Here is a 20,978-nt window from a genome sequence, read left to right on the forward strand (position 1 = left end):
GGCAAACTGCCCGATATAATAGAAGCAATTCGAAAAGGGAGGATTCATTCATCATGATCAAATCAAACAGAAAGTTGCTTACGGCTGCTTTGGCTCTCATTCTTGTGCTGGCCCTGGCTATTACGGGCTGCAGCAGCGGCAATAATAACGATCCTGCGGCAAGCAACGGCGGTGCCAACACAGAGACAGGCAATGCCAGCAATACACCGGAGACTTCCAGTGATCCGAATGAGCTGGAGTGGAAGCAGGATACTTCTCCATTCACGTTCCGTCAATATTTCTATGGCACTTGGGCATCCAACTATTTGTGGAAAGATCAGCTTAACATGAAGCAAATTACTGATAAAACAGGTGTAACCATTGATCGCTTTCTTGCAACGGGCAATGACAACGATTTCTTGAATACGTTGATTGCTTCGAATGATTTGCCGGATTCGCTCATGCTGGATTGGAATCATCCGCAGGTGACGAAGCTGATTAACAACGGTATGCTGTATTCACTAGATGAGCTTATCGACAAGTATGCACCTAAGCTATGGGATCTGATTGATCCTGAAATTATTAAATACCATTCCGTTGACGGCAAGCTGTGGTATTTGCCTAACAACTATGAGACGGAAGAGCGTCTGACGAATGGTGTGCCGATTACAGGCATTCGTCCATGGTTTGTACGCAAGGACATTTATAAGGCGCTAGGCGAGCCTAAGATCGAGACGGAGGAGCAGCTTAAGGCTTTCTTAGAGCAAGCGAAAGCGAAGTATCCAGAGCTGAGCCCGGTCGGCATGGAATCATTTGATGTGTCCATGTGGGGCTTCCAAGGCAGCCTGTCAATGGATTACTTAATTGATTCGTTCTCGCCAATGAATATGGAGAATCGGATCAAGGACGATGCGCAGCGTGTGCTATATCCGATGCGCGATACGAAGTTTATTGATGCGTTCCGCTATGTGAACAGCCTAGCGAAAAATGGTTTGTTCGACTCGCAGCAATTGATTGCCAAGCAAGAGCAATATGACGAGAAAATATACGGAGCGAATTTCATCGTAACCTCTGCGTTCATGAATGGGATGTATACGCAATACAATCCGAAGATTAAAAGCACGCTGGGCGAGGATAAAACGTATGTCGTACTCGATGGCTTGAAGGTCGGCGGGCAAGAGCCTCGTTATCCGGCAAGTCGACTTATGGGCTGGCAGGGCTTCTTCATTACGAAAAAAGCAAAAAATCCGGAGCGGATTATTAAGTTTTTGGAATACGCATGGTCAGATGAGGGACAACTGGACTTCCGTTATGGCAAGGAAGGCGAAACGTATGACATGGTCGATGGCCTGCCGAAAGCAAAGGATGAAGTGAAGGGACTTGAGCTTAGCGATAATAACGCTTGGTATAGCAAGTATGGTTTTACAGCTTCTACGCTGATGTGGCGTTCAGGAAAACTATGGGATGCTGCTGATAAACGTGATTTCGATGACAAACAGCCTGAGCAAGCGGCAGCTAAGGATTTGCTGAAGAAATACAATTTCGACAGCTTCTCGTTAGGACTTGAGAATATTGAACCAGAGGGCTCGACCCCTGAAGGTGTGATCAATGCCAAAATTAAAAATCTTTGGAACAAAACGATTCCGATGCTTGTGCTTGCGGGATCGGATAAGGAATTCGATGCTATTTATAATGATTTCGTGAAGGATATGGACAAGGTAGGCGCTGATAAGGTTGAGAAGGTTATGTATGAGCGTCATTTGGCCGATTTGGAGAAAAAGGGAATTAAGTAATAGCAGGGCGGACAGGGAAGCTTGTCCGCTCTTTTCTTTAATAAATGATAGGAATTAGTATGATGTGAAGGGGGAAATTGAAATGGATAAGCTCGGTAAAGAAGAGCAAGCCTGGAAGCTTTGGTATGAGCAGCCTGCCATGAAATGGGAAGAAGCGCTGCCGATTGGAAACGGGCGGTTCGGCGGAATGGTATTCGGAGGAACTAGCTGCGAACGAATTCAATTGAACGAGGATACGCTATGGGCGGGTTTCCCTCGCGACACAAACAATTATGAAGCATTAAGGTATTTGAAACAAGCACGGGCGAATGTCGATCGTGGCGAATTTGCCGAAGCAGAGCGCTTAATCAATGAGAAGATGCTTGGGGTAAATACGGAGCCTTACCAGCCGCTAGGAAATCTGTGGATTGAGCATGTGGGACTTCAGGCAAATGAAAGTGACAGCTACAGACGTGAGCTGAACTTGGCGACTGGTGTTGCATCGACGGAATACGGATTTGGCAAAGGGAATGTAGTAAGAGAAGCTTATATTAGTGCGGTGGATGATGTAATGGTCATTACTTATGAAGCGAGCGCAGGGGAGCTGGAGCTGCTCGTATCCGTTGATTCTCTGCTCCCGCATAAGGTGGTTGGCGCAGAACAGAATAAGCTGCTTCTTACCGGTTATTGTCCGACGCATGTGGCTGACAATTATATGGGAGATCATCCTGAGCCCATTTTATTCGAGGATAAAGGCAGCCTATCTTTCGCGCTTCAGTTGAAGGTGCTGATTGAAGCTGGCGCGATAAGTGAAACAGCTGACGGCAAATTACATATTACAGGTGCGCGGCAAGTGACGTTGTTGCTCGCGGCTGCTACCGACTTCGTTCATTATGATCAAGCACCAGCAGGATTGCATGTGGCTGGCGCACGCTGTACGGAGCGGATGGAAGCTGCCGAGAAGTGTGGGAGCAATCGACTGCGCAGCAATCATATTGAGGATCATAGTCGTTTGTTTGGGAGAGTCGAGCTTAATCTAGGCGTAACACCAGCTGCACAATGGCCAACCGATAAACGGTTGAATGCTTATCGGAATGGAGTTAGGGATCCACAGCTTGAAGCGTTGTATTTGCAATATGGCCGATACTTGCTAATGGGGAGCTCAAGGCCGGGATCGCAGCCAGCTCATTTGCAGGGAATATGGAATCATCAGGTACAGCCACCGTGGAATAGCAATTATACAATTAACATTAATACACAGATGAATTATTGGCCAGCGGAGGTATGTGCGCTTAGCGAATGCCATAGTCCGCTTTTTGATATGCTAGGCGATTTAGCAAAATCCGGACAGCGAACAGCAAAAATTCATTATGCCGCTGGAGGATGGGTTGCTCACCACAATGTGGATTTATGGCGATCAACCGTTCCAAGCGGAGGGGACGCTAGCTGGGCGTTTTGGCCGCTTGGGGGCGCTTGGTTGACTAGGCACTTGTGGGAACACTATGTCTACAGTTTGGATCTCGCTTTTCTGGAGAAGACAGCCTATCCGCTGCTAAGGGGCAGTGCGATGTTTCTACTCGATTTCTTGATCGAAGGACCTGACGGTTATCTGGTAACGAACCCATCGACCTCACCAGAGAATAAGTTTGTGACCGAAAGCGGTGAATTAAGCAGCGTATCACTCGCAAGTACGATGGATATTAGCATTATCCGCGAGCTGTTTACGCATTGTATAAAGGCGTGTCAATTATTAAAAGTTGATTCGTCATTTGCAGAAAAACTGGAGGCAGCTTTGGCAAAGCTCCCGCCGCTGCAGATCGGTCAATATGGCCAGATTCAGGAATGGTTTTATGATTTCGAAGAAAGCGAGCCGGGTCATAGGCACGTTTCCCAATTATACGATCTGCATCCCGGTGAACAGCTTACGGAGGAAACACCGGAGCTTTGGGCAGCGGCAAGGGCAACGCTGGAACGCAGGCTGAATAACGGCGGCGGGCATACAGGCTGGAGCTGCGCTTGGCTCATAAATCAATTCGCAAGATTGCGAGACGGAGATGAGGCACATCGATTTGTTCGCATGCTGCTCTCCCGCTCTACGCTTCCGAATCTGTTCAATGATGGACCGCCATTCCAGATTGACGGTAATTTCGGGGGGACGGCAGGTATAGCTGAGATGCTGCTGCAAAGCCACCAAGCAGCGATTGTGCTTCTGCCAGCTCTGCCAAGCGAATGGCCGGATGGAATGGCGTCTGGATTGAGAGCAAGAGGGGGCATTACGGTTGGGATTGTATGGAGTGAAGGCAAATGGAAAAGCGCTTCGATAACGGCTGCTGCAAACGGAATTTGCACGATTGCACACAGTGGAGAGTTCAAGGTACACAGCGAATCGGGATTATCTATCGCTTGTGAGGGAGGAGCATTTGAAGTGGTCGCTGGGGAGAGCTACCAGCTGTTGCGCTTGACTTAATCTTATATGGTTATGTTGGCAAGACATGAAATTCGCGATAAGATGTTTCTAACAGGATGGTTAGCGCATCCTTGCGATTCTAAGCAAAGAGGAGCTAGAGTAACCATGAGCCTACCCATTGAGGAAAGAATCAAGCAAATGGAGCAAGAGGAGCAGGAGCTGCGGTTCACATCGTTTACGAATGATACGGCGCTGGAGCTTGGGCTTGCGATCGTTGAGGAAGCCAAACAAGCGGACAAGCGAATTACAGTAGACATAACGCGCGAGGGACATCGGCTGTTTCTTCATGCGATGGAGGGTACTTCACCGGAGAACGAGGACTGGATTCGTCGTAAAAACAATGTTGCGAATCATTTTGGGTCGAGCTCTTGGAGAATGGCTTGCCAGCTCCAAAGCGAAGGAACGACGATGGAAGTGAAGCATGGGCTGCCTTTCGTTGATTATGCAGGTGCAGGCGGGGCATTTCCACTCTACTTAGAGGGTCAGGGACGCATTGGGACGGTTACGGTTTCTGGTTTGCCGGATCAAGAGGATCATGATTTGCTAATAACCGTATTACGCCGGTTTCTAACCAAACAGCAATAAAAAAGCTGCTCATTTGAGCAGCTTTTTTATTCTCTCCAACTTCCCATCATATGGCGGAAACACAAGACCAAGCTCGAATTTGCTGCTTTTTTTCAAAATACTCTTCCGATGGGAGAACAAGTCAAAGCTATGTTTGCCATGATAAGCACCGACACCGGATGTACCTACCCCGCCAAAGGGCAGATTAGGATTTGATACATGCATAATCGTATCGTTGATACACCCTCCACCGAATGAAATACGGTTCAGCACCTCATGCTCAAGCGGCTTGCTCTCCGTGAACAGGTACAAGGAGAGTGGCTTAGGCCGCGCATTAATAGCACGAACGGCCTCATCAATATGACTGTATGTCAGGATGGGAAGAATCGGCCCGAATATCTCGTCAGACATCGCTGCGCTCTCCCAAGCAGCGCCATCAAGCAACGTGGGCTCGATGAAAAGGTCAGCAGCGTCGGTGCGGCCACCAAATACGATGCTCGTTTGATCCTTCTCAAGAATGGATGCCAGTCGGTCGAATTGGCCGCGATTGACGATTCGCCCATAATCGTAGTTGTTCTGGATGTCAGAGCCGTAGAAAGCGGTAATGGCTTCCTTCATTTTCATGAGAAGGGGCTCTTTGATCGATTCATGCGCTAGTACATAATCGGGAGATATGCAGGTTTGGCCCGTATTCAAGCACTTGCCCCAGATGATACGTTTGGCAGCGAGGTCGAGGTTAGCTGTAGAATCGACAATGACAGGGCTTTTACCGCCGAGCTCAAGCGTAACGGGTACCAGCCTCTTGGAGGCGGCTTCCATTACAATTTTGCCGACCCCAATACTGCCTGTGAAAAAAATATAGTCAACAGGAGCATGAATGAGCAAGGACGTGGTTTCCCGTTCGCCCTCAACCACCTTAATGTAAGCAGGGTCAAACGTCTCGCTAATGATTTGGTTAATTAATGCGGCGATGCGAGGCGTATTCTCAGAGGGCTTCACAATCGCACAGTTGCCTGCTGCAATAGCGCCGATGAGCGGCTCAATGACAAGCTGGAATGGATAGTTAAAGGGCCCGATAATTAAAACCGTCCCATAGGGCTCCATCACAATCTGGCTGCTGGCTGGGAACAAATAAAGCGGCGTTTTTACTTTTTTCGGCTTTATCCACTTTTTAAGCTGTTTCATTGTATGGGTGATGCTTGTTTTTGCAATGAGAATTTCGGTCATATAGGTTTCTAATTCACTTTTGTGCAAATCGTGAAAAAGTGCTTCTACAATATCTTTTTCATGGCGTATAATCGCCTTCTTAAGTAATTCGAGCTGCTGGAGACGGTATTGCAAATCTTTGGTTTGTCCCTTCTCGAAAAAGGTTTTTTGTCCTTGAATGATGTGTTCGATGTCTTCCAAGCTCGTTGTATTCATCCCAATCCCTCCTTGCTATTACACACATAGTAACAGGTCATATTAAACACGGCTACAATTTGCTTCTATTTATGCAGGATTGACACATTTCTGTGAATTATAATTGCCTGGTGAAAGGTACTTGAAGCAAATCGGTAAACGATTACAACTTGTCTATGAATTGGGCTATAATGGGAGAAAATGCATGTCGAGTAGGAGGCGCTCACGATGGATTGGAATTACTACAATACGTTTATTACAGTATCACCGGATTGCCCAGCAGAGTTCGCGGTTGTTCCACCTGACAAGAAGAGTGGAAGGACGAAGCCGAGTCTCGAATATGAGCTTGCCGCAGAGCAGCCATATGGCTATACACAAGAGGAGTTATTGTATGAGGTGCATGTACGTCATAAGTCAATTGCCCCGGAGGAGTTGGCTGAGCGCGGGGCTGAGCTGAAAGAAGCTTTTTTCTCAAAGCCTACGGCATGTATGCGTGCTTCCATGCTGCCCAAGAAATATGGCTGGGGCATACATTTCAACGAAGCGGGTAAGCTGGCGCTTGTTCCGCGGGAATCTGAGCAATACCATGACTTCGCAGCAGGCAAGCATGCGAGTATAAAGGTACTTGCAGGCATGCGGAGCAGCAAGAAATAAACGGTTAGGAGGCTGTGAATATAATGAAACAGAACAAGTATGATGAGCCTGGTTTCTTTGCCAATTACAGTGCGATGTCCCGCTCGATCGGCGGATTGGATGCTGCTGGGGAGTGGCATATATTACGTGGGATGCTACCAGAGCTTGGCGGCAAAAGAGTGCTTGATCTCGGCTGCGGATTCGGATGGCATTGCAGATATGTACGAGAGCAGCATGCTCGATCTGTCGTCGGGATCGACCTTTCCGGCAATATGCTTGAGCGTGCTAGAGTATTGACTAATGACACGGAGATTGAGTACCGCAACTGCGCAATCGAGGATTTGGAGTTTACGGCTGGTGAGTTTGATGTTGTGCTAAGTTCGCTGGCGCTGCATTACGTAGAGGATTTCGCGAGTGTATGCTTGAACGTACATGAAGCGTTGGCGGCAGGCGGCTCGTTTGTCTTGTCCGTCGAACATCCCGTTTTTACTGCAGCTGCCGCACAGGACTGGCATTACGGCCCCAATGGGGAGAAGCTGCACTGGCCTGTAGACGGCTATTATTCGGAAGGTATGAGGGAGACAAGCTTTTTGAATCATGAGGTGGTGAAGTACCATCGGACAGTTTCCTCCTACGTCAACACGCTAATTGAGGCAGGCTTTCGCATTATGGTGCTGTCAGAGCCTCAGCCATCACCAGATATGCTGAATCAGTATTCCGGCATGCAGGATGAACTCCGACGTCCGATGTTTTTAATGATTGCGGCTGTTAAAATGGTAGGCTAAGGGTGCTCAGAATGTGTGCAAACAGATAAGCGAGCAGCAGGACACCTTGGCGGTTAGCAGTCTGCTTATGCTTCAAAACGGATGTCTCTATGGGAACGCTGCGCTTCGTACCGACTTCCACTTAGTTCCACAAACACACCTTCAACGATTTTCTAATACAAGGTGAATTGACCATGTATAATGAGGGTGGGAGGAGGATTACAGATGAGCAGACAGATAACGAACAAGCTTCCGTTCCGTGATGTTTTTTTTGTTATGCAGGATATACATTATGTGTCTACTGCGGCTGGCGAGCAATTGAAGGTTGCGGCAGGAGCAGCACCGTTGCTTCTTATTGTTGGAGCAGGGAACGGAGTACTTCAGTCTGAGCGTGGGCAGCAGCTTCTGGCGCAGCATATGATTCTAATGATTCAACCGGAGGAGAAGGCGCAGATTACGAATGACGGGCAGTCGACTCTAGGCTGTTATATGGTTACATATAAAGTTTATCAAGCAGAGAAGCATAGTCATAATCATCATACCCAACTAACGAATGGATCTGCTGATCTGGTAGGCAGAAACGCTGTGCTGGAGGCGACGGATTCGATTCAAGAGATGGTTAAGTCGCTTTATCGCGCTGCGAATACAGTGGATGAGCAGGAAGCTATTGCGAGTCATTTTATTTTCCAAAAGCTGATTTTTGCATTGATCGAACAGCAGCGTTTTCAAAAAGAAAACAAAAATCCACGGCTTGCTGTCAAACGCACGCTGCAATATATGGAACGCCATATCGACGAACCGATATCCGTCGAACAACTAGCGAGGTTAGCAAATATTAGCAGACGATGGTACACCATTCTTTTTAAGGAAATGACGGGCGAGAACCCGCTTGATTATTTAATTGGCCTGCGAATTAGGAAAGCGAAGGATTTGCTCAACCTATCGGGAGACAGCTTCAACATGATCGCAAGGCGAGTCGGCTTTGAGGATGAGCATTATTTCAGCAGGCGCTTTAAGCAGAAGGTTGGCGTATCCCCGCGTTATTATTTGCAGCAGCGGAGACATTTCGGCACCAGGGTTACTTATCCGGAATTAATGCATGTGCTCGGCGTTACACCGATCGCAGCGCCTACTCCCCATCAGGAGTTTCCTAACTATTTGCAAGCATCCTTCGGTAAAGTGGAGAAGCTTTATTACGATAAAACATTAAGTCTAGATAAGATTAGACGATCGAAGCCTGATTTCATCGTCGCATCTGAGTGGCAGGATCAAGCAATCTATGAGGAGCTGAGCAGTATCGCCACGACGGTGTTATTGCCGAGCCGTGAGGATTGGAGAGATGAGCTGCGGGATATGGCAGAAATATTAGGAAAGAGGGCTGAGGCGAATGGCGTAATAGAACGCTTTTCGGATAAGCTGGACAAGGCTAGGGAAACGCTATATTTCGCTATGAAAGGTGAAACGGTTGTTTACGTGCGGCTGACCTCAGAGGGAGCAGTCGTGTTTGGCGAGCAATCATCCAGAGGGCGCATTTTGTACTCGGAGCTTGGCTTAAAGCCGCCAGACGTATTCGCTTTGCATCAAGATGGCATCGTTTTGCCGCTTGACAGGCTGTCCGAGCTGAAGGCGGACCATATCATTCTACAAACAGATGATAAGCAGCATTGGGGACTGAGTAATGGGGAACGGCTGCCCATAAGCAAGGAGAGCCGAATCTATCAAGTAGGCAATGCGGAGTGGTATAACTTTTCATTCTCCCCGCTTGCAACGCATTTCGCTGTTGACGAAATCATTCAACTATTCGCTGCCAGAAAAGGATAACAGTCACGGCACAGTCTTTATTCGCATATCTCCATGTTTTGTTTCCGATGCTCCATGTACAATACAAGGCTACCCTCTATAATGAGAATGAGAATTATTATTAACAGAAGATGGCGAGAGGGATGGGAACATGAGTAAGTGGAAAATAGGAAGCGTATGGATGATAGCGCTTGTCTTAATCGTGATGACAGCATGTGGAGCGAATGAAAAAAATGCAACAAATGAGACGGGGAATGCAGCTACTCCAGCTGCTGAAACGGAAACAGAAACAGAAACAGAAGCACTAAGAGTTGTAGCCACTTCGGTTACTTATCCGGATTTCTTATATGTTCTTGGCGTTACGCCCGTTGCGGCTGAAAACTATCATGCAGAGTTTCCAAGCTATTTCAATGATGCGTTCAAAGATGTAGCTAAACTAGGCAACGGTGAAAACTTGGAAGGCTTGCTTGCGGCGGAGCCGGATCTAATTATTGCTCCCAAATGGCGGGATGAGAAGGTGTATGACCAATATTCCAAAATTGCCAAAACCGTGCTGATGCCAGACCGCGACAACTGGCGCGATGAGCTGCGGGATGTGGCTGCGGCGCTTGATAAAACAGAAAAAGCGGAGCAGGTCATTACAGATTACGAGGCACATATTCAGGAAGCTAAAGATTCCTTACAACAGATTGTTGGAAGCGAAACGTTCGTATATATGCGAATTATGCAGACGGAAAGCTATATTATGGGTGAAATCTCCGATAGAGGAAAAGTCATTCACGGTGAGCTCGGCCTACAGACTGTTGCTGCGTACCCGAAAGAGGAAGGCAGTCTAGCGATTTCATTGGAAACGTTGACTGAATACAATCCGGATCATATTATTCTCCAAGTAGATGGCGGGGAAGATAAAGCTAGCGCGCAAAAAATATATGATGATATGAAGGTTAGTCCTGTATGGCAGGGCTTAAAAGCGGTTAAAGCGAATCAAGTTTATTTGGTTGGCGATAAAGAGTGGATGAATTTCGGTTTCTCGCCGGTTGCCACAATCAGAGCGGTAGATGAAATTGTAGCTGCTATTCAGCAGAATAAACAGTAAACCGCAGGAGGTTAGTCTACTTGCATAATGGGATCGAGCGGACGATTCGGGACCGTAGAACGATTAGGTCCTTTGCGGATAAGGAAGTTACGGAGGACATGCTGCTTCGGCTGCTGAATGCTGCAGTCTGGGCACCTTTCCACTCCCGTGTTGAGCCTTGGCGTTTTATCGTGTTTATGAAGGATGGACGCAAGGCATTCGCTGATGCTGTGCTGTCTACCTATACGAAGGAGGAACTGGAGCGATATGGAGCAGGCGCTCGTTATGAGTATGAGCAGGAGACGCCCGTTCATATTGTTATCGTTGTTCCAGAGGATGAGCATCCAGGTAAGATGGAAGATGCACTACTTGCTGCAGCCTCGCTCATTCAGAATATGCAGCTGCTGGCTTGGGAATGGGAAATGGGCTTCGTGTGGAAGACGCATGAGTACAATCGCGAGGATGCTTTCAAAGAGAGAACAGGCATCATGCCGAATGAGAAAATAGTAGGTACGCTCCATTTGGGATATATCAAAGCGGAGAAGATTCCTAAGGCGAAGCCTAGAAAGCCGGCTGAGCAGCTCGTTACGTGGCATAAGGGATAGACAGAAGGGTAGGAAGGAGCCGAAAGCCGCTCTTTCCTACCCTTCTGTTGTATTATTCCTTCCCATGCCGAATGAATAGCCAAACCCCGAACAGAATCAGTGCTCCAGCTGCCAGCTGATACGCGGTCAATGCTTCTTTGAGCAGCATCCATGCGAGCAAAGAGGAAATGACTGGCTCGCCTAGAACGGACATCGATACCGCGGCGGCGCTCATATGCTTCAGCAGCCAGTTGAACAGGTAATGGCCGAACAGAGTCGGAACGATTGCAAGCAGCAGGAATAAGCCCCACTCCTTCGAGCTGTAGCCTGTGAAGGAGTTGCCGCGCACGATATTGTAGAAGGCAAGCGCCGTAGCGGCAAGCGCAAAAACCCAGAAATTATAGGCGAAGGCGCTCATATCTTTGCGCAGCTGCTTACCAATCAACATATGGACGGCAACGGCTGCTGCACCCAGCAAGGAGAGAACATCACCGAGCAGAGCATCGCCAGAGAGGCCGAAGTCTCCTGAGCCAATTACAACAGAGCCGGCGAGCGCTAGCCCCATGCCCCACAGCATCATACGGTTGGCTTTGATACGGAACAGGAAGTAAGAGCCGAGCATGACCATGACGGGCTCCAGCGTCAAGATAACGGTAGAGCTTGCAACGGTCGTCAGACGCAAGGAGGCCATCCAGAGCAGGAAGTGCAAGGCGAGCATAATGCCTGAGAAGGTCAGAAGCCGCCACTGCCTTGCGCTGAGCTGGAACATCTCCTTGCGATACTTCCATACGAGCGGAAGCATGATAAGGTTGGTCAGGTACAGTCTATACATCGCGATGACGGCGACATCGGCTTCCGACCAGCGTACAAATATGGATGAGAAAGAAATGGCAATAATGCCAATGACATAAAGCGATTCATAAGTTGTGACTGATCTCGTGCTGCGTTCCATTACGTTCTATTCTCCCATACTTATAAAACCCCCAATTCATCATGCGGCTCTCGCATGATGAATCGGGGGTTCTGTTCTATTATTGCTTACCCAGCTTGTCCAGCGGATGGCTTGGCCGCTTTCTCCAGCTCTGCATCAAAATACTGCTGAAGCTCTGCGACCTTGCGCACATCTTCGAAACTCGCTTTCCCAGCAAGGTATTTCTCTGCAAAAACTTCCCATTGCGGCACGACCTTCTGCGCTGTCATGGAGCGAATAGCATTTTTGACCATTCGACGTTCCTTTGCATTCGTATACATATCTTTGAACTGCTGCTTGAGGCTGAGATCAAGCTCGCCGACGATCTTGCGGAAAACATGCGCCGTCATGCGGGCATCGTCAAGCGCGCGGTGGGCGGAGCCTTCTGCCTCGATCTCAAGATCAAGCAGAGCCGCCTCGACGCTGACATCATTCGTAACATTCTTATAGCGAATATATCCCTTCAGCAAATCGAAATAATCGGCTGCCATCCAGAAGCTGTCATCGAGCTTATGCATACGCGTATCGAAGACGATCCGCTTCAAGTCCTCGCCGCCCCAAGTAAATAACAGAAAAGTGTCGCTCTTATTCAGCCAAGCAGTGAAGTCACCGATTACTTTAGGAAAGCGCCTCGCGCTGTCGATGTCTTCTTGCGGGATGCCGGTTTTTTTCTTGATGAAGCTGTTCAGCTTGGAGAAGTAAATCGGTTTGATAAGTGCGGAAAACTCATCGATCTGCTCTAGTGAGCTATTCAAACGAACCGCCCCGATCTCGATGACCTCCATAGGCAATTCGCTTGCAAACTTACGTCCATTAAATTCAATATCCAATATAATATAATCCAAACGTTCAACCTCCGATAGATAGCCTGTGTTATCCATTCTATCAGAAAACGTTATCCAGATGGAAACTACAATCTGGCAAAATGCTTTTGCAGGCTTATTTTCTTACTTTTATGACGTAATATAGGATCGTTCCAAGCAAAATGAGGAAAGCGATCGGTAGCAGCCAAGAGCCAATTCCGATAGATTTGCCTACCGCGTTCTGTATGACGGACCACTGCACATAACTGAAGATAAGGAGAATTTCAAGCTTGACCCAGCTAAGCAGAATAATAGCATTTTTGTAGTGATGAAGAGCATTTTGTTCCGTAATCTTGGCTATATAATTGAATTGATGGGGAATTTTTCGCAGCAGCGAAAGTAAGGTGAATATGACAAGTGAAAGAATCGGCAACAACAAAAGAATCGCCTTGCTTCCCCAGCCGTCCGCCTCGCCGCTTCCGTTGAAGTGGATCGCAATTGTATGCGGAAGCTCAGCCCACTTCACTGCGAAATAGACGAAGGAGAGCAGCAATATCAGAATGGAGATAACGTCATGTAATCGTTCGAGAATGGTTTTGGGAACCGACAGCTTAGGTAATTTGGTCATGGAGCAGCACCGCCGTTCTTATGGTTTGTGCGTACTCTTTTATTATATCGCAAACATTTTACAGAGGCCTAACTTATTTTCAATTAATTTCTAATAAAACACCAGCCGCATCCATGTCGATGCGGCTGGTGAAAGGTTTTGCTTATATGGACGGATGAGCGTCTCATTACGAACGTTTCGTACGGCGCGCATTGAGCCATAAAGGAATGCGGAAGATCAAGTTGATAAGCAGTACGACGAATACGAGCACAGCCGCCGCTTTTTGTGCAATTTCCTGCGCGTCGCCGACAATGGCCTCTGACTGCACGTACCAAAGATGAACAGCAAGTGTAGCGCCTGGCGAGAACAGACTGAAATCCCACATTTCGCCTGAGGTTGTAACACCTGCTGTGAGAATAATAACGGCACTCTCTCCGAATGCACGGCCAGCAACCAAGCAAATCCCTGTAATGATACCGTTTAACGCCGCGGGAATCAGCGCGCGTGTGATCGTTTGCAGATGCGTGCCGCCAAGTGCAAAGGAGGCGCTCTTCAGCTCCTTGGGAACGGAGCGGATAGATTCTTCGGTAACGCGTGTCAGTACAGGCAGGTTCAGGAATGCAAGGCTGACTGCGCCGCCTAGGATGGTGAGCCCGATCTCAAAGTATTCTACGAACAAGGCAATTCCGAACAAGCCAAAAATAATGGACGGTACGGAAGCGAGACCTTCAACGCAAATACGTACGAAGCCGATCAGTTTATTGTCCGGTGCAAATTCGGCAAGGTAGATGCCTGCTGCCATGCCGAGCGGTATGGAAATGAGCAGGGATATGAACAGAATATAAAAGGAGTTGATGAGAGTGGGTCCGATACCGCCGCCTTCATCGATTTCACTCGGCAAGCCGAATATGAAATCCCAAGTAATTTTGGGAAGACCATCTTGTAGAATCAAATAGAGAAGTCCGAAGATAAAGGCGATAATCAGTACACCAAGCGTCCAGACGATGCCTGTGAACGCGCGATCCTTCAAGCGGTTTAGTCCTTTTTTGTTGCTGAAGGGACTAGCTGGCGGAGTCAATTCTAACGCTTGCTTCACGCTTGTGCCCCCCTTTTCTGCAGCCATCGGATGGCAACAATCATTAACAGCGAGATGATAAGGAGCAGGAAGCCCATCAAATAAAGCGCGTAGTTCCAAGTTGAATCGAATGGAACGTTGGAAATTTGCATAACGATGTTGCTTGTAAGGACAGAGGTAGGTTTAAGCAGGCTGTCTGCCAGCTGCGGCGTGTTGCCGATAACCATAACGACAGCCATCGTCTCGCCTACAGCACGCGCCATGCCGAGAATGACGGCATACATAATACCGCTTTTAGCTGAGGGAAGCAGTACTCTCCATACCGTCTGGAAGCGAGTAGCGCCAAGGGCATAGGAGGCGTCGCTAAACTTAGCGGGTACTGCGCTGATTGCGTCATCGCTTATTCGGCTTACGGTTGGCAGCACCATAATGGTAAGTACGAGCGCTGCTGCAAGCAGGCCATCGCCCATTCCGCTTCCGGTCACAGTACGAATGAGTGGGATAAGGACGGTTAATCCCAAATACCCATATACAACGGATGGAATGCCGACAAGCAGATCAAGTACAGGACGCAGCATGTTTTTGAGCCAAGGTGGTACAAAAACAGAAAGGAATACAGCAATAATTAATGAGATAGGCACACATATGAGCAAGGTTAATGCCGTTAAGGCGAACGTTCCGAAGATGAAGATTAGTGCTCCGTATTGTTCATTCTCAGGATTCCACTCTGTTGAGAAGAAGAAGTCTGCGATTGATATCTGGCCGAAGGTGAGCACGCCTGTACGGAACATGAGCAGCAGAATTAGGAAAAGAATCAGACATACGAAGCTTGCTGCCGCAATGCAAAGATAGCGGAAGAGGCGGTTCGAAAAAAACAAACGGGATCTCCGGTCAAACGGCTTGCTGCTGCCAGCGAGTATCGCTTTGCCAAGCTCGGCAGAGAGCCCTGACTGCCGCCCGGTATGAGTAGATTCCAACATATACGGTAAGCTCCTCTAAACGATCGGAGCTGAAAGACGGTGATTAGTCCGCTTTGCTCGTTTCGCTGTAATATGTAAACATGGTTAATTATAAAGGCCGTTGAAGGAAAGAACGGCCGGCTCAGGCGCTTATTCGCGCAAGCCGACCGCTCCTTTGAACAAAAGTTATTTGATCGCTGAGATCGGAATGAACTTAAGCTTCTTCAATGAGCCGTTTTGGAACTTCGTGCTTTGTACGTATTTGATGAATTCTTTGGTCGCGCCTGTAGGCTCGCCTTTTGTCATGTAGTAGCCGTAGCCCCACACCTTGTACTTGCCATTGATTACATTCGCTTCAGTTGGAGCGATGTCATTGATTTTTACAGCAGTCATTTTGTCTGTTACATAAGCAAGGTCCATATAGCCGATTGCATTAGGTGTTGTTTCAATAGCGGATTTCATGTCGCCGCTCGTTTTTACTTCTTTGTAGTTGTCGCCTTTAGTCATGAAGTCAGTACCGCCAAGCGCCTTGTCTTGGAAGTTTACACGTGTACCTGAACCGAAGGTACGGTTAACGACGATGATTTCAGCATCCTTGCCGCCAACTTCCTTCCAGTTTTTAATTTTACCTGAGAAGATGCCCTGCAAGTCTTTTGTAGTCAGGTTTGTTGCTGTAACATTCTTGTTCACGACAGCAGCGAAAGGAATAACAGCTACCTTGTGAGCGACTTGGCCGTCGAATTTTTTGAAGCCAGGAACATCCTTGGAAGCATCCCAGTCAACTGCTCCAATGTCAGCAATGCCTTTGCGTACAGCTTGTGGTCCTGTGATGGAACCGGCAGCTGAAGCAGATATTTTTACTTTAGGGTTAAGCTTTTTGAATTCGTTAGCTGCTTGAAGCGTTAAAGGTAGAAGGGCAGATGAACCGTTGATTACGATTTTGCCGCTCAGCTTGCTTGCTGCGGTAGCAGTTGGTGTAGAAGCGGGAACAGAACTGAAGCCGATTACGGCGATAAGTGCTGCGATTGTTAGTTGTTTAAACCATTTCATTAGGGAATACCTCCATTAATTAGTTAGTAATGTTTTTCCAGCTGCCGTTAGTCCATACAGCGAGTTGTCCGTCGATAAGAGCGGCGAAGTTAGCGTTGCTTGATACAATAAGCTCCGATGTGCTATCGGACACGGTTTGTACAAGCTTGCTTGTACCAGTCGCGCTGTCGATTTCATAGATTGCGTTCGTACTGTTTCCGTCAGCAGTCAATAGATAGAGCTTGCTTCCGCCTTGCACAAGTTGGTATACATCTTTGTCAGCGAATGCAGGCGTACTTGTTTGGCCTGTGTTGTCGATCGACACCAGCTGTCCAACGCTTGCATCGTCTGCACCTACGCTCACGTAGCTGATCTTCGAGCCGTCTGCCGAAAGCTGTAGGAATACTTTATCCGCAGAATCCTTCGTCAGTTGTATTGACTTATTGTCGGCTGCTGCTGTGTTGTAGTAGTAAATTTGCGGTTCAGTTCCTGTAGCATCAATAGCAACATCATCAAGCTCAACATCTTTGCTGCTGTCAGCTGTTACTTTTGGCTGTTTGAACACGTAGAATGCGACTTGTGTACCGTCAGCAGAAACTTCAAGGTTCGCTTTGTAATCGATTTTATCTTCCAGCACTTTGGAAACTTTGCCGTCAGCAATCGTTACTTTCGCTACAACCGAGCTTTTGTCGCCTTGCAGGAAGAAGAGTGATGCACCGTCTGTTGACCATTGCAGCTCGTTCTTAATAGATGTATCCGTGCTTACTTGTTTAGGCTGCTTCGTGCTTAGGTCAATCGTGAATACGGCACCGTTCGCATCGGAGTAAGCAACGTGGTTGCCATCAGGTGAGAGAACAAGCTCAGAAGCACCTTCGGATGCGAGCAGCAGCTCATATTTACCGGTAGCAGCGTTAACCAAGTAGTCCTCGCGTCCTTCGCCTGCTGTGTTCGACACAATAAGCTGGGAAGCATTAGCCCAGATCGCATGTTCTGCTCCGTCCAGAAGCTCTACCGTGCTGATGGAGTTGTTATCGTAGCTGCCGCCAAGTGCTTTAACGAATGCAGCAGGCTCGATGAAGGTGGAGTAAGCGACTTCCTTCGCCGGGTGAGAGATCGTTCTAGCAGCGCCATCTAAGTTAATGGATGTGGAGGCATTCTTTAGCTTCAATGTGTGCGAGCCGAACTTAACAACTACTGTCCGGTCGCTGTTGATATGCAGTGTAGCGCCGATTGCGTTAGTTATGTCACGAACCGATGCGAGTGTAACGCCGCCGTCTACGATCGTACGAATGGAAACCGGATTTGCATTTACAAAAAAGTTTGTAGTACTGATTTGTACAGCTTGGTTAGCAGCGGCCGTGTTGGCGAATGCTGGAGTCACTGCTGATACACTAATTGCTGCTGCGATCATGGAGATAGCCATTGCTTTTTTCATTTGCATGGAATGAGATCACCTTTCTCTAATGGGGGTTTATTATGATTCAAATCTCCGACGCTGCGGTCGGTATGTAAGCAGCTTGATCCCTCCCAGACAGCGTTAATTCGGAGTAGTTCTTCGTATGTCATTCATTTCTACTAGATCATATCAGCCAATTATTATCCCATCATTTAGAAATTGTATTGAATTTGTAAATGAGAGGAGTTATATCGAACTAGAAAACAGTCTATTGATTTAAGTCGGCTGCAACCTTTTCAAGCGGGGAGTCGTTCAAATAGGAGAACAAATAAAATCAACCAGAAGAGGTGGACGACCATGAAGAAACGAATGAGCACAGCAATTGCAGCGGTCGCAGTCATGCTTTCTGCATCCTTTACAACACAAGCTTTCGCTTCGGCTCCTTTTGGCGATATCGGCAGCTCAAGCAATAAAGTACAAATTGAATCCTTGCAGCAACAGGGTATTTTGAAAGGGGTAAGTGATTCGGCGTTCCATCCGGAGGACAGTCTGACAACCGCTCAAGGAATTTCCTTAATCGTGAGAACGACTCAGATCAGCTTGGCAGCTATTAGCTTCGTTAAGGCTCCAGAAGCTGACGACTACTTTACCCAAGTGAAAAACGATGCATGGTACGCAGAGGATTTCATTATTGCGCATTATAATGGTTTGGATATTCCAGCTGATATTGATCCTTCTGCACCGCTTACGAAAGAGCAGTTCACCCATTACCTGGTTCAAGCACTTGAGCTGACAGGTCAATACGCTACTATCAAAATGTTCATTCCGATTCTAGATGAAGAGGATATCACGATCGATTATCAAGGAACGATTCAACGCGCTCTTCTATATCGTATCGCCTCTTTAGATGAAGCAGGCAATTTCGATCCATCGCATGTGCTGACAAGAGGTGAGGCTGCGGCGATGCTTTATAATACGCATGCCTTTATTGAAGCACACAAAGAAACCGCTGTTCCAGAGCAAACGGCTCCAGAAGCGATCGAATAATAAGCTTTAATGAAAAACGAGACTGCTCTCCAGATTCTGTATCTGAGGAGCAGTCTCGTTTTTATTATGTACAAACAGGAAATGCTGCTGTAGGTAAGTCTTCTATGAGAGAGGGATCGCGCGATTAATAGTAGCAAAAGGATTTCAAATAGAAGGCTTAACTGGCGAGATAGCAGCTTATCGTTATTGTCCGAGCATCGCGATAAATCCAAGCGGATAAATATGAATTAAAAGTGTAATCTTTATTTATATCATATCTCTTCATGAAAAATCAATATGAATAGCAAAAAAAGCCTTGAAATATTTTCTAGGCTATAGTATCTTGTAAATAAGAGGTTTTGAAGGAGGTGAACGGACATGGAAAAGATGGCGATGCAAATGATGATGAACATGTGCATGGAAGAAATGATGTGCAAGATGAAATCCATGAAGATGATGATGGACATGTGTATGGAAATGAAAATGATGGACAGCATGGATACGAACATGATGATGATGAAGATGCAAGAGTGCGACGAAATGTCTACGATGATGATGAAAATGATGCGTGACATGGAGCAAGTATCGATGTAATAGCATTCACCTATGAATCTGACCATTCATAGATGGATTGTTTGAGATAGACCGGCAGAGCAGTTCACTGCATGCAGGCTTTTTTTTTGCCTTGTAATATGGAGTATCCTCTAATTGTGCCCCGTACCTAGTTCTTACCAAGCGTAGTGCGCTTTAAGCTTGCTTGCAATCATGACGCGTTGAAGCTTGAACTCCCAAACCTTATCCCTAAGCTGTTTTTGCTGCTGCTCTGAATGCTGAGCATTACGCAGTTGTTCGTATATATCAAGCATTTTACGATTAATGTTATCGAAACGGAGCCATAGATCTACGCGAATACCATGCTCAATTTCAAGGCGAATGTGGTTGTCTTTGGCCTGCAGAGTTTGGATAATTTGCTGCTGCCATTCGACATCTCCATTCGTTACGGCAAAGTTATAAAGATCCAAATAATCATCTACCCATTTGGCAGCTATTTGTTGTTCTGAATAAGTCATGAGGAGCAGCTCCAATCTCTTTGGCTTTCATATACCTAGTATTATACTCGGAATTAATGGGAATGCAAGTAATTATTTTAAAATCTTGCTTATGTCCTCCAATTGGCGGGCTGTCTTGCTGCTACAGGCTATACAGGAAGTACAGCTGGCCTTCAAAAAACGCCGCCAATACCAACTTGATTAGTCGGTATTGGCGGCGCAGCTTATTTGATGATATGGAGTGATAAGTTTTATCTGTTTACTTAAATTTTGGAGGCTGCAAAAACGGCAAAGCTGTGATATTTATAAATACAATCGGAGTAGGTGAAGCCAGCTTCAGAGAGCCAAGTGAGCTGATCCGGTACGCTGGCATTTATGTCGACCTTACGACGCTCGATTGAAGCTTGAATGGCGTCTTCGGACAGTCCGCTATTGCGAATAGTGTTCTTCCACTCGGACATATAGTAATCGTCCCAATATGGCGTCGATCCGGCCGCTTGATCGGCATTGACGAACGTACCGCCATCAATGAGAAGCTTGTGAATGGTTGAGAACAGTGCTCTTTTGGCAGGATGCGTTAAATGATGGATGGAGAGGGAGGATATAACAGCGTCGTATTTCCCTGCATAGTTATAGTTCGAATAATCAGCGGCAATCAATTCAAATGCAGGATCATCTCCGAAGCGAGCGTGCGCAGCTTTGAGCATTTCCTCGCTTAAATCAATGAGTGTGAAAGTGGCGTCTTGATATTTGCTGCGTACAAATGATGAGAAAAGACCGGTCCCTGCACCTAAGTCGAGAATACGGGGAGTTGCGTTCGAACAGGTTACAGCATGAGTGGCTGAACCATAAAAGTCATCGAAGCAGGGAATAAGCTGACGGCGCTGACGGTCATAATTCGGAGCGACGGCATCAAAGTGTTTTTTTACGATATTATTCATCGTTCTAGTTCCTCCTCGGTTATTAAGGATGATTATGTGTGCTTCTGTGCTTAGTTACGTTGTATGTTACAGCTTTTGCATTCA

At 47.1% G+C, this 20,978-nt stretch carries 20 protein-coding genes; 10 read left to right on the forward strand and 10 right to left on the reverse strand.

What is annotated here, in order from left to right:
* The first annotated feature begins 53 nt into the window (after window positions 1-53).
* The 3 genes from FGT79_RS20140 (at window position 54) to FGT79_RS20150 (ending at window position 4,803) form a co-directional block, all read left to right on the forward strand.
* Window positions 54-1,772: an extracellular solute-binding protein gene (locus FGT79_RS20140; RefSeq protein ID WP_138754616.1), complete on the forward strand. Its 1,719-nt coding sequence runs from the start codon at window positions 54-56 to the stop codon at window positions 1,770-1,772.
* An 82-nt stretch (window positions 1,773-1,854) separates the two neighbouring features.
* Entirely contained in the window at window positions 1,855-4,218 is a 2,364-nt protein-coding gene (locus tag FGT79_RS20145) for a glycoside hydrolase family 95 protein (protein ID WP_138754617.1), read from the forward strand.
* A gap of 105 nt (window positions 4,219-4,323) precedes the next feature.
* A complete protein-coding gene (locus FGT79_RS20150) occupies window positions 4,324-4,803 on the forward strand; it encodes a heme-degrading domain-containing protein (protein WP_138754618.1) in 480 nt (159 codons plus the stop codon).
* 9 nt (window positions 4,804-4,812) lie between these two features.
* On the opposite strand, the gene FGT79_RS20155 is transcribed toward FGT79_RS20150, so the two are convergent.
* Complete coding sequence (locus FGT79_RS20155) at window positions 4,813-6,204, reverse strand: aldehyde dehydrogenase (RefSeq protein ID WP_138754619.1); 1,392 nt, start codon at window positions 6,202-6,204, stop codon at window positions 4,813-4,815.
* Between the two features lie 207 nt (window positions 6,205-6,411).
* Here FGT79_RS20155 and FGT79_RS20160 point away from each other — a divergent pair, with 207 nt between their 5' ends.
* From FGT79_RS20160 to FGT79_RS20180, 5 genes are all read left to right on the forward strand, one after another.
* Entirely contained in the window at window positions 6,412-6,837 is a 426-nt protein-coding gene (locus FGT79_RS20160; RefSeq protein ID WP_138754620.1) for a DUF6157 family protein, read from the forward strand.
* A gap of 23 nt (window positions 6,838-6,860) precedes the next feature.
* A complete protein-coding gene (locus tag FGT79_RS20165) occupies window positions 6,861-7,601 on the forward strand; it encodes a class I SAM-dependent methyltransferase (protein ID WP_138754621.1) in 741 nt (246 codons plus the stop codon).
* A gap of 204 nt (window positions 7,602-7,805) precedes the next feature.
* Window positions 7,806-9,401 (forward strand): AraC family transcriptional regulator, encoded by a 1,596-nt coding sequence (locus tag FGT79_RS20170; protein WP_171056343.1) that lies wholly within the window; start codon window positions 7,806-7,808, stop codon window positions 9,399-9,401.
* A gap of 130 nt (window positions 9,402-9,531) precedes the next feature.
* Window positions 9,532-10,476, forward strand: coding sequence for an iron-siderophore ABC transporter substrate-binding protein (locus tag FGT79_RS20175; protein WP_138754623.1), 945 nt, complete (start codon window positions 9,532-9,534; stop codon window positions 10,474-10,476).
* Window positions 10,477-10,496: 20 nt separating this feature from the next.
* Window positions 10,497-11,060, forward strand: coding sequence for a nitroreductase family protein (locus tag FGT79_RS20180; RefSeq protein WP_138754624.1), 564 nt, complete (start codon window positions 10,497-10,499; stop codon window positions 11,058-11,060).
* A gap of 52 nt (window positions 11,061-11,112) precedes the next feature.
* On the opposite strand, the gene FGT79_RS20185 is transcribed toward FGT79_RS20180, so the two are convergent.
* From FGT79_RS20185 to FGT79_RS20215, 7 genes are all read right to left on the reverse strand, one after another.
* Window positions 11,113-11,991, reverse strand: coding sequence for a DMT family transporter (locus FGT79_RS20185; protein WP_138754625.1), 879 nt, complete (start codon window positions 11,989-11,991; stop codon window positions 11,113-11,115).
* Between the two features lie 86 nt (window positions 11,992-12,077).
* Window positions 12,078-12,854, reverse strand: coding sequence for a 3'-5' exonuclease (locus FGT79_RS20190; protein WP_138754626.1), 777 nt, complete (start codon window positions 12,852-12,854; stop codon window positions 12,078-12,080).
* 94 nt (window positions 12,855-12,948) lie between these two features.
* Complete coding sequence (locus tag FGT79_RS20195) at window positions 12,949-13,440, reverse strand: DUF1648 domain-containing protein (protein WP_138754627.1); 492 nt, start codon at window positions 13,438-13,440, stop codon at window positions 12,949-12,951.
* 166 nt (window positions 13,441-13,606) lie between these two features.
* The gene (pstA, locus tag FGT79_RS20200; RefSeq protein WP_425465032.1) at window positions 13,607-14,497 is read right to left on the reverse strand and encodes a phosphate ABC transporter permease PstA; all 891 of its coding nucleotides are present in this window, start codon (window positions 14,495-14,497) and stop codon (window positions 13,607-13,609) included.
* 14 nt (window positions 14,498-14,511) lie between these two features.
* Window positions 14,512-15,474, reverse strand: coding sequence for a phosphate ABC transporter permease subunit PstC (gene pstC, locus FGT79_RS20205; protein ID WP_138754629.1), 963 nt, complete (start codon window positions 15,472-15,474; stop codon window positions 14,512-14,514).
* Between the two features lie 165 nt (window positions 15,475-15,639).
* Window positions 15,640-16,503 carry a phosphate ABC transporter substrate-binding protein gene (locus tag FGT79_RS20210; RefSeq protein WP_138754630.1) on the reverse strand — a complete coding sequence of 288 codons (864 nt, stop codon included), beginning with the start codon at window positions 16,501-16,503 and terminating at the stop codon, window positions 15,640-15,642.
* Window positions 16,504-16,522: 19 nt separating this feature from the next.
* On the reverse strand, window positions 16,523-17,923 hold the full coding sequence (locus FGT79_RS20215) for a stalk domain-containing protein (protein WP_138754631.1): 1,401 nt from the start codon (window positions 17,921-17,923) through the stop codon (window positions 16,523-16,525).
* Between the two features lie 312 nt (window positions 17,924-18,235).
* On the opposite strand from FGT79_RS20215, the gene FGT79_RS20220 reads away from it, so the two are divergent.
* Both FGT79_RS20220 and FGT79_RS20225 read left to right on the forward strand, forming a co-directional pair.
* Window positions 18,236-18,925, forward strand: coding sequence for an S-layer homology domain-containing protein (locus FGT79_RS20220; RefSeq protein ID WP_138754632.1), 690 nt, complete (start codon window positions 18,236-18,238; stop codon window positions 18,923-18,925).
* Window positions 18,926-19,282: 357 nt separating this feature from the next.
* A complete protein-coding gene (locus tag FGT79_RS20225) occupies window positions 19,283-19,498 on the forward strand; it encodes a hypothetical protein (RefSeq protein WP_138754633.1) in 216 nt (71 codons plus the stop codon).
* A 134-nt stretch (window positions 19,499-19,632) separates the two neighbouring features.
* On the opposite strand, the gene FGT79_RS20230 is transcribed toward FGT79_RS20225, so the two are convergent.
* Both FGT79_RS20230 and FGT79_RS20235 read right to left on the reverse strand, forming a co-directional pair.
* Window positions 19,633-19,974, reverse strand: a complete 342-nt coding sequence (locus FGT79_RS20230; RefSeq protein ID WP_138754634.1) for a hypothetical protein — start codon at window positions 19,972-19,974, stop codon at window positions 19,633-19,635.
* A gap of 242 nt (window positions 19,975-20,216) precedes the next feature.
* Window positions 20,217-20,894 carry a class I SAM-dependent methyltransferase gene (locus tag FGT79_RS20235; RefSeq protein ID WP_138754635.1) on the reverse strand — a complete coding sequence of 226 codons (678 nt, stop codon included), beginning with the start codon at window positions 20,892-20,894 and terminating at the stop codon, window positions 20,217-20,219.
* Window positions 20,895-20,978 lie beyond the last annotated feature (84 nt).

It is taken from the genome of Paenibacillus sinopodophylli (assembly GCF_005930355.1).
Taxonomy (GTDB): Bacteria; Bacillota; Bacilli; order Paenibacillales; family Paenibacillaceae; genus Pristimantibacillus; species Pristimantibacillus sinopodophylli.

Excerpts from the sequence above, each read along its gene's own strand:
- FGT79_RS20140 (WP_138754616.1), top strand. The coding sequence starts at position 54 with ATGATCAAATCAAACAGAAAGTTGCTTACGGCTGCTTTGGCTCTCATT.
- FGT79_RS20145 (WP_138754617.1), top strand. The coding sequence starts at position 1,855 with ATGGATAAGCTCGGTAAAGAAGAGCAAGCCTGGAAGCTTTGGTATGAG.
- FGT79_RS20150 (WP_138754618.1), top strand. The coding sequence starts at position 4,324 with ATGAGCCTACCCATTGAGGAAAGAATCAAGCAAATGGAGCAAGAGGAG.
- FGT79_RS20155 (WP_138754619.1), bottom strand. The coding sequence starts at position 6,204 with ATGAATACAACGAGCTTGGAAGACATCGAACACATCATTCAAGGACAA.
- FGT79_RS20160 (WP_138754620.1), top strand. The coding sequence starts at position 6,412 with ATGGATTGGAATTACTACAATACGTTTATTACAGTATCACCGGATTGC.
- FGT79_RS20165 (WP_138754621.1), top strand. The coding sequence starts at position 6,861 with ATGAAACAGAACAAGTATGATGAGCCTGGTTTCTTTGCCAATTACAGT.
- FGT79_RS20170 (WP_171056343.1), top strand. The coding sequence starts at position 7,806 with ATGAGCAGACAGATAACGAACAAGCTTCCGTTCCGTGATGTTTTTTTT.
- FGT79_RS20175 (WP_138754623.1), top strand. The coding sequence starts at position 9,532 with ATGAGTAAGTGGAAAATAGGAAGCGTATGGATGATAGCGCTTGTCTTA.
- FGT79_RS20185 (WP_138754625.1), bottom strand. The coding sequence starts at position 11,991 with ATGGAACGCAGCACGAGATCAGTCACAACTTATGAATCGCTTTATGTC.
- FGT79_RS20195 (WP_138754627.1), bottom strand. The coding sequence starts at position 13,440 with ATGACCAAATTACCTAAGCTGTCGGTTCCCAAAACCATTCTCGAACGA.
- pstC (WP_138754629.1), bottom strand. The coding sequence starts at position 15,474 with ATGTTGGAATCTACTCATACCGGGCGGCAGTCAGGGCTCTCTGCCGAG.
- FGT79_RS20210 (WP_138754630.1), bottom strand. The coding sequence starts at position 16,503 with ATGAAATGGTTTAAACAACTAACAATCGCAGCACTTATCGCCGTAATC.
- FGT79_RS20215 (WP_138754631.1), bottom strand. The coding sequence starts at position 17,923 with ATGCAAATGAAAAAAGCAATGGCTATCTCCATGATCGCAGCAGCAATT.
- FGT79_RS20220 (WP_138754632.1), top strand. The coding sequence starts at position 18,236 with ATGAAGAAACGAATGAGCACAGCAATTGCAGCGGTCGCAGTCATGCTT.
- FGT79_RS20225 (WP_138754633.1), top strand. The coding sequence starts at position 19,283 with ATGGAAAAGATGGCGATGCAAATGATGATGAACATGTGCATGGAAGAA.
- FGT79_RS20230 (WP_138754634.1), bottom strand. The coding sequence starts at position 19,974 with ATGACTTATTCAGAACAACAAATAGCTGCCAAATGGGTAGATGATTAT.
- FGT79_RS20235 (WP_138754635.1), bottom strand. The coding sequence starts at position 20,894 with ATGAATAATATCGTAAAAAAACACTTTGATGCCGTCGCTCCGAATTAT.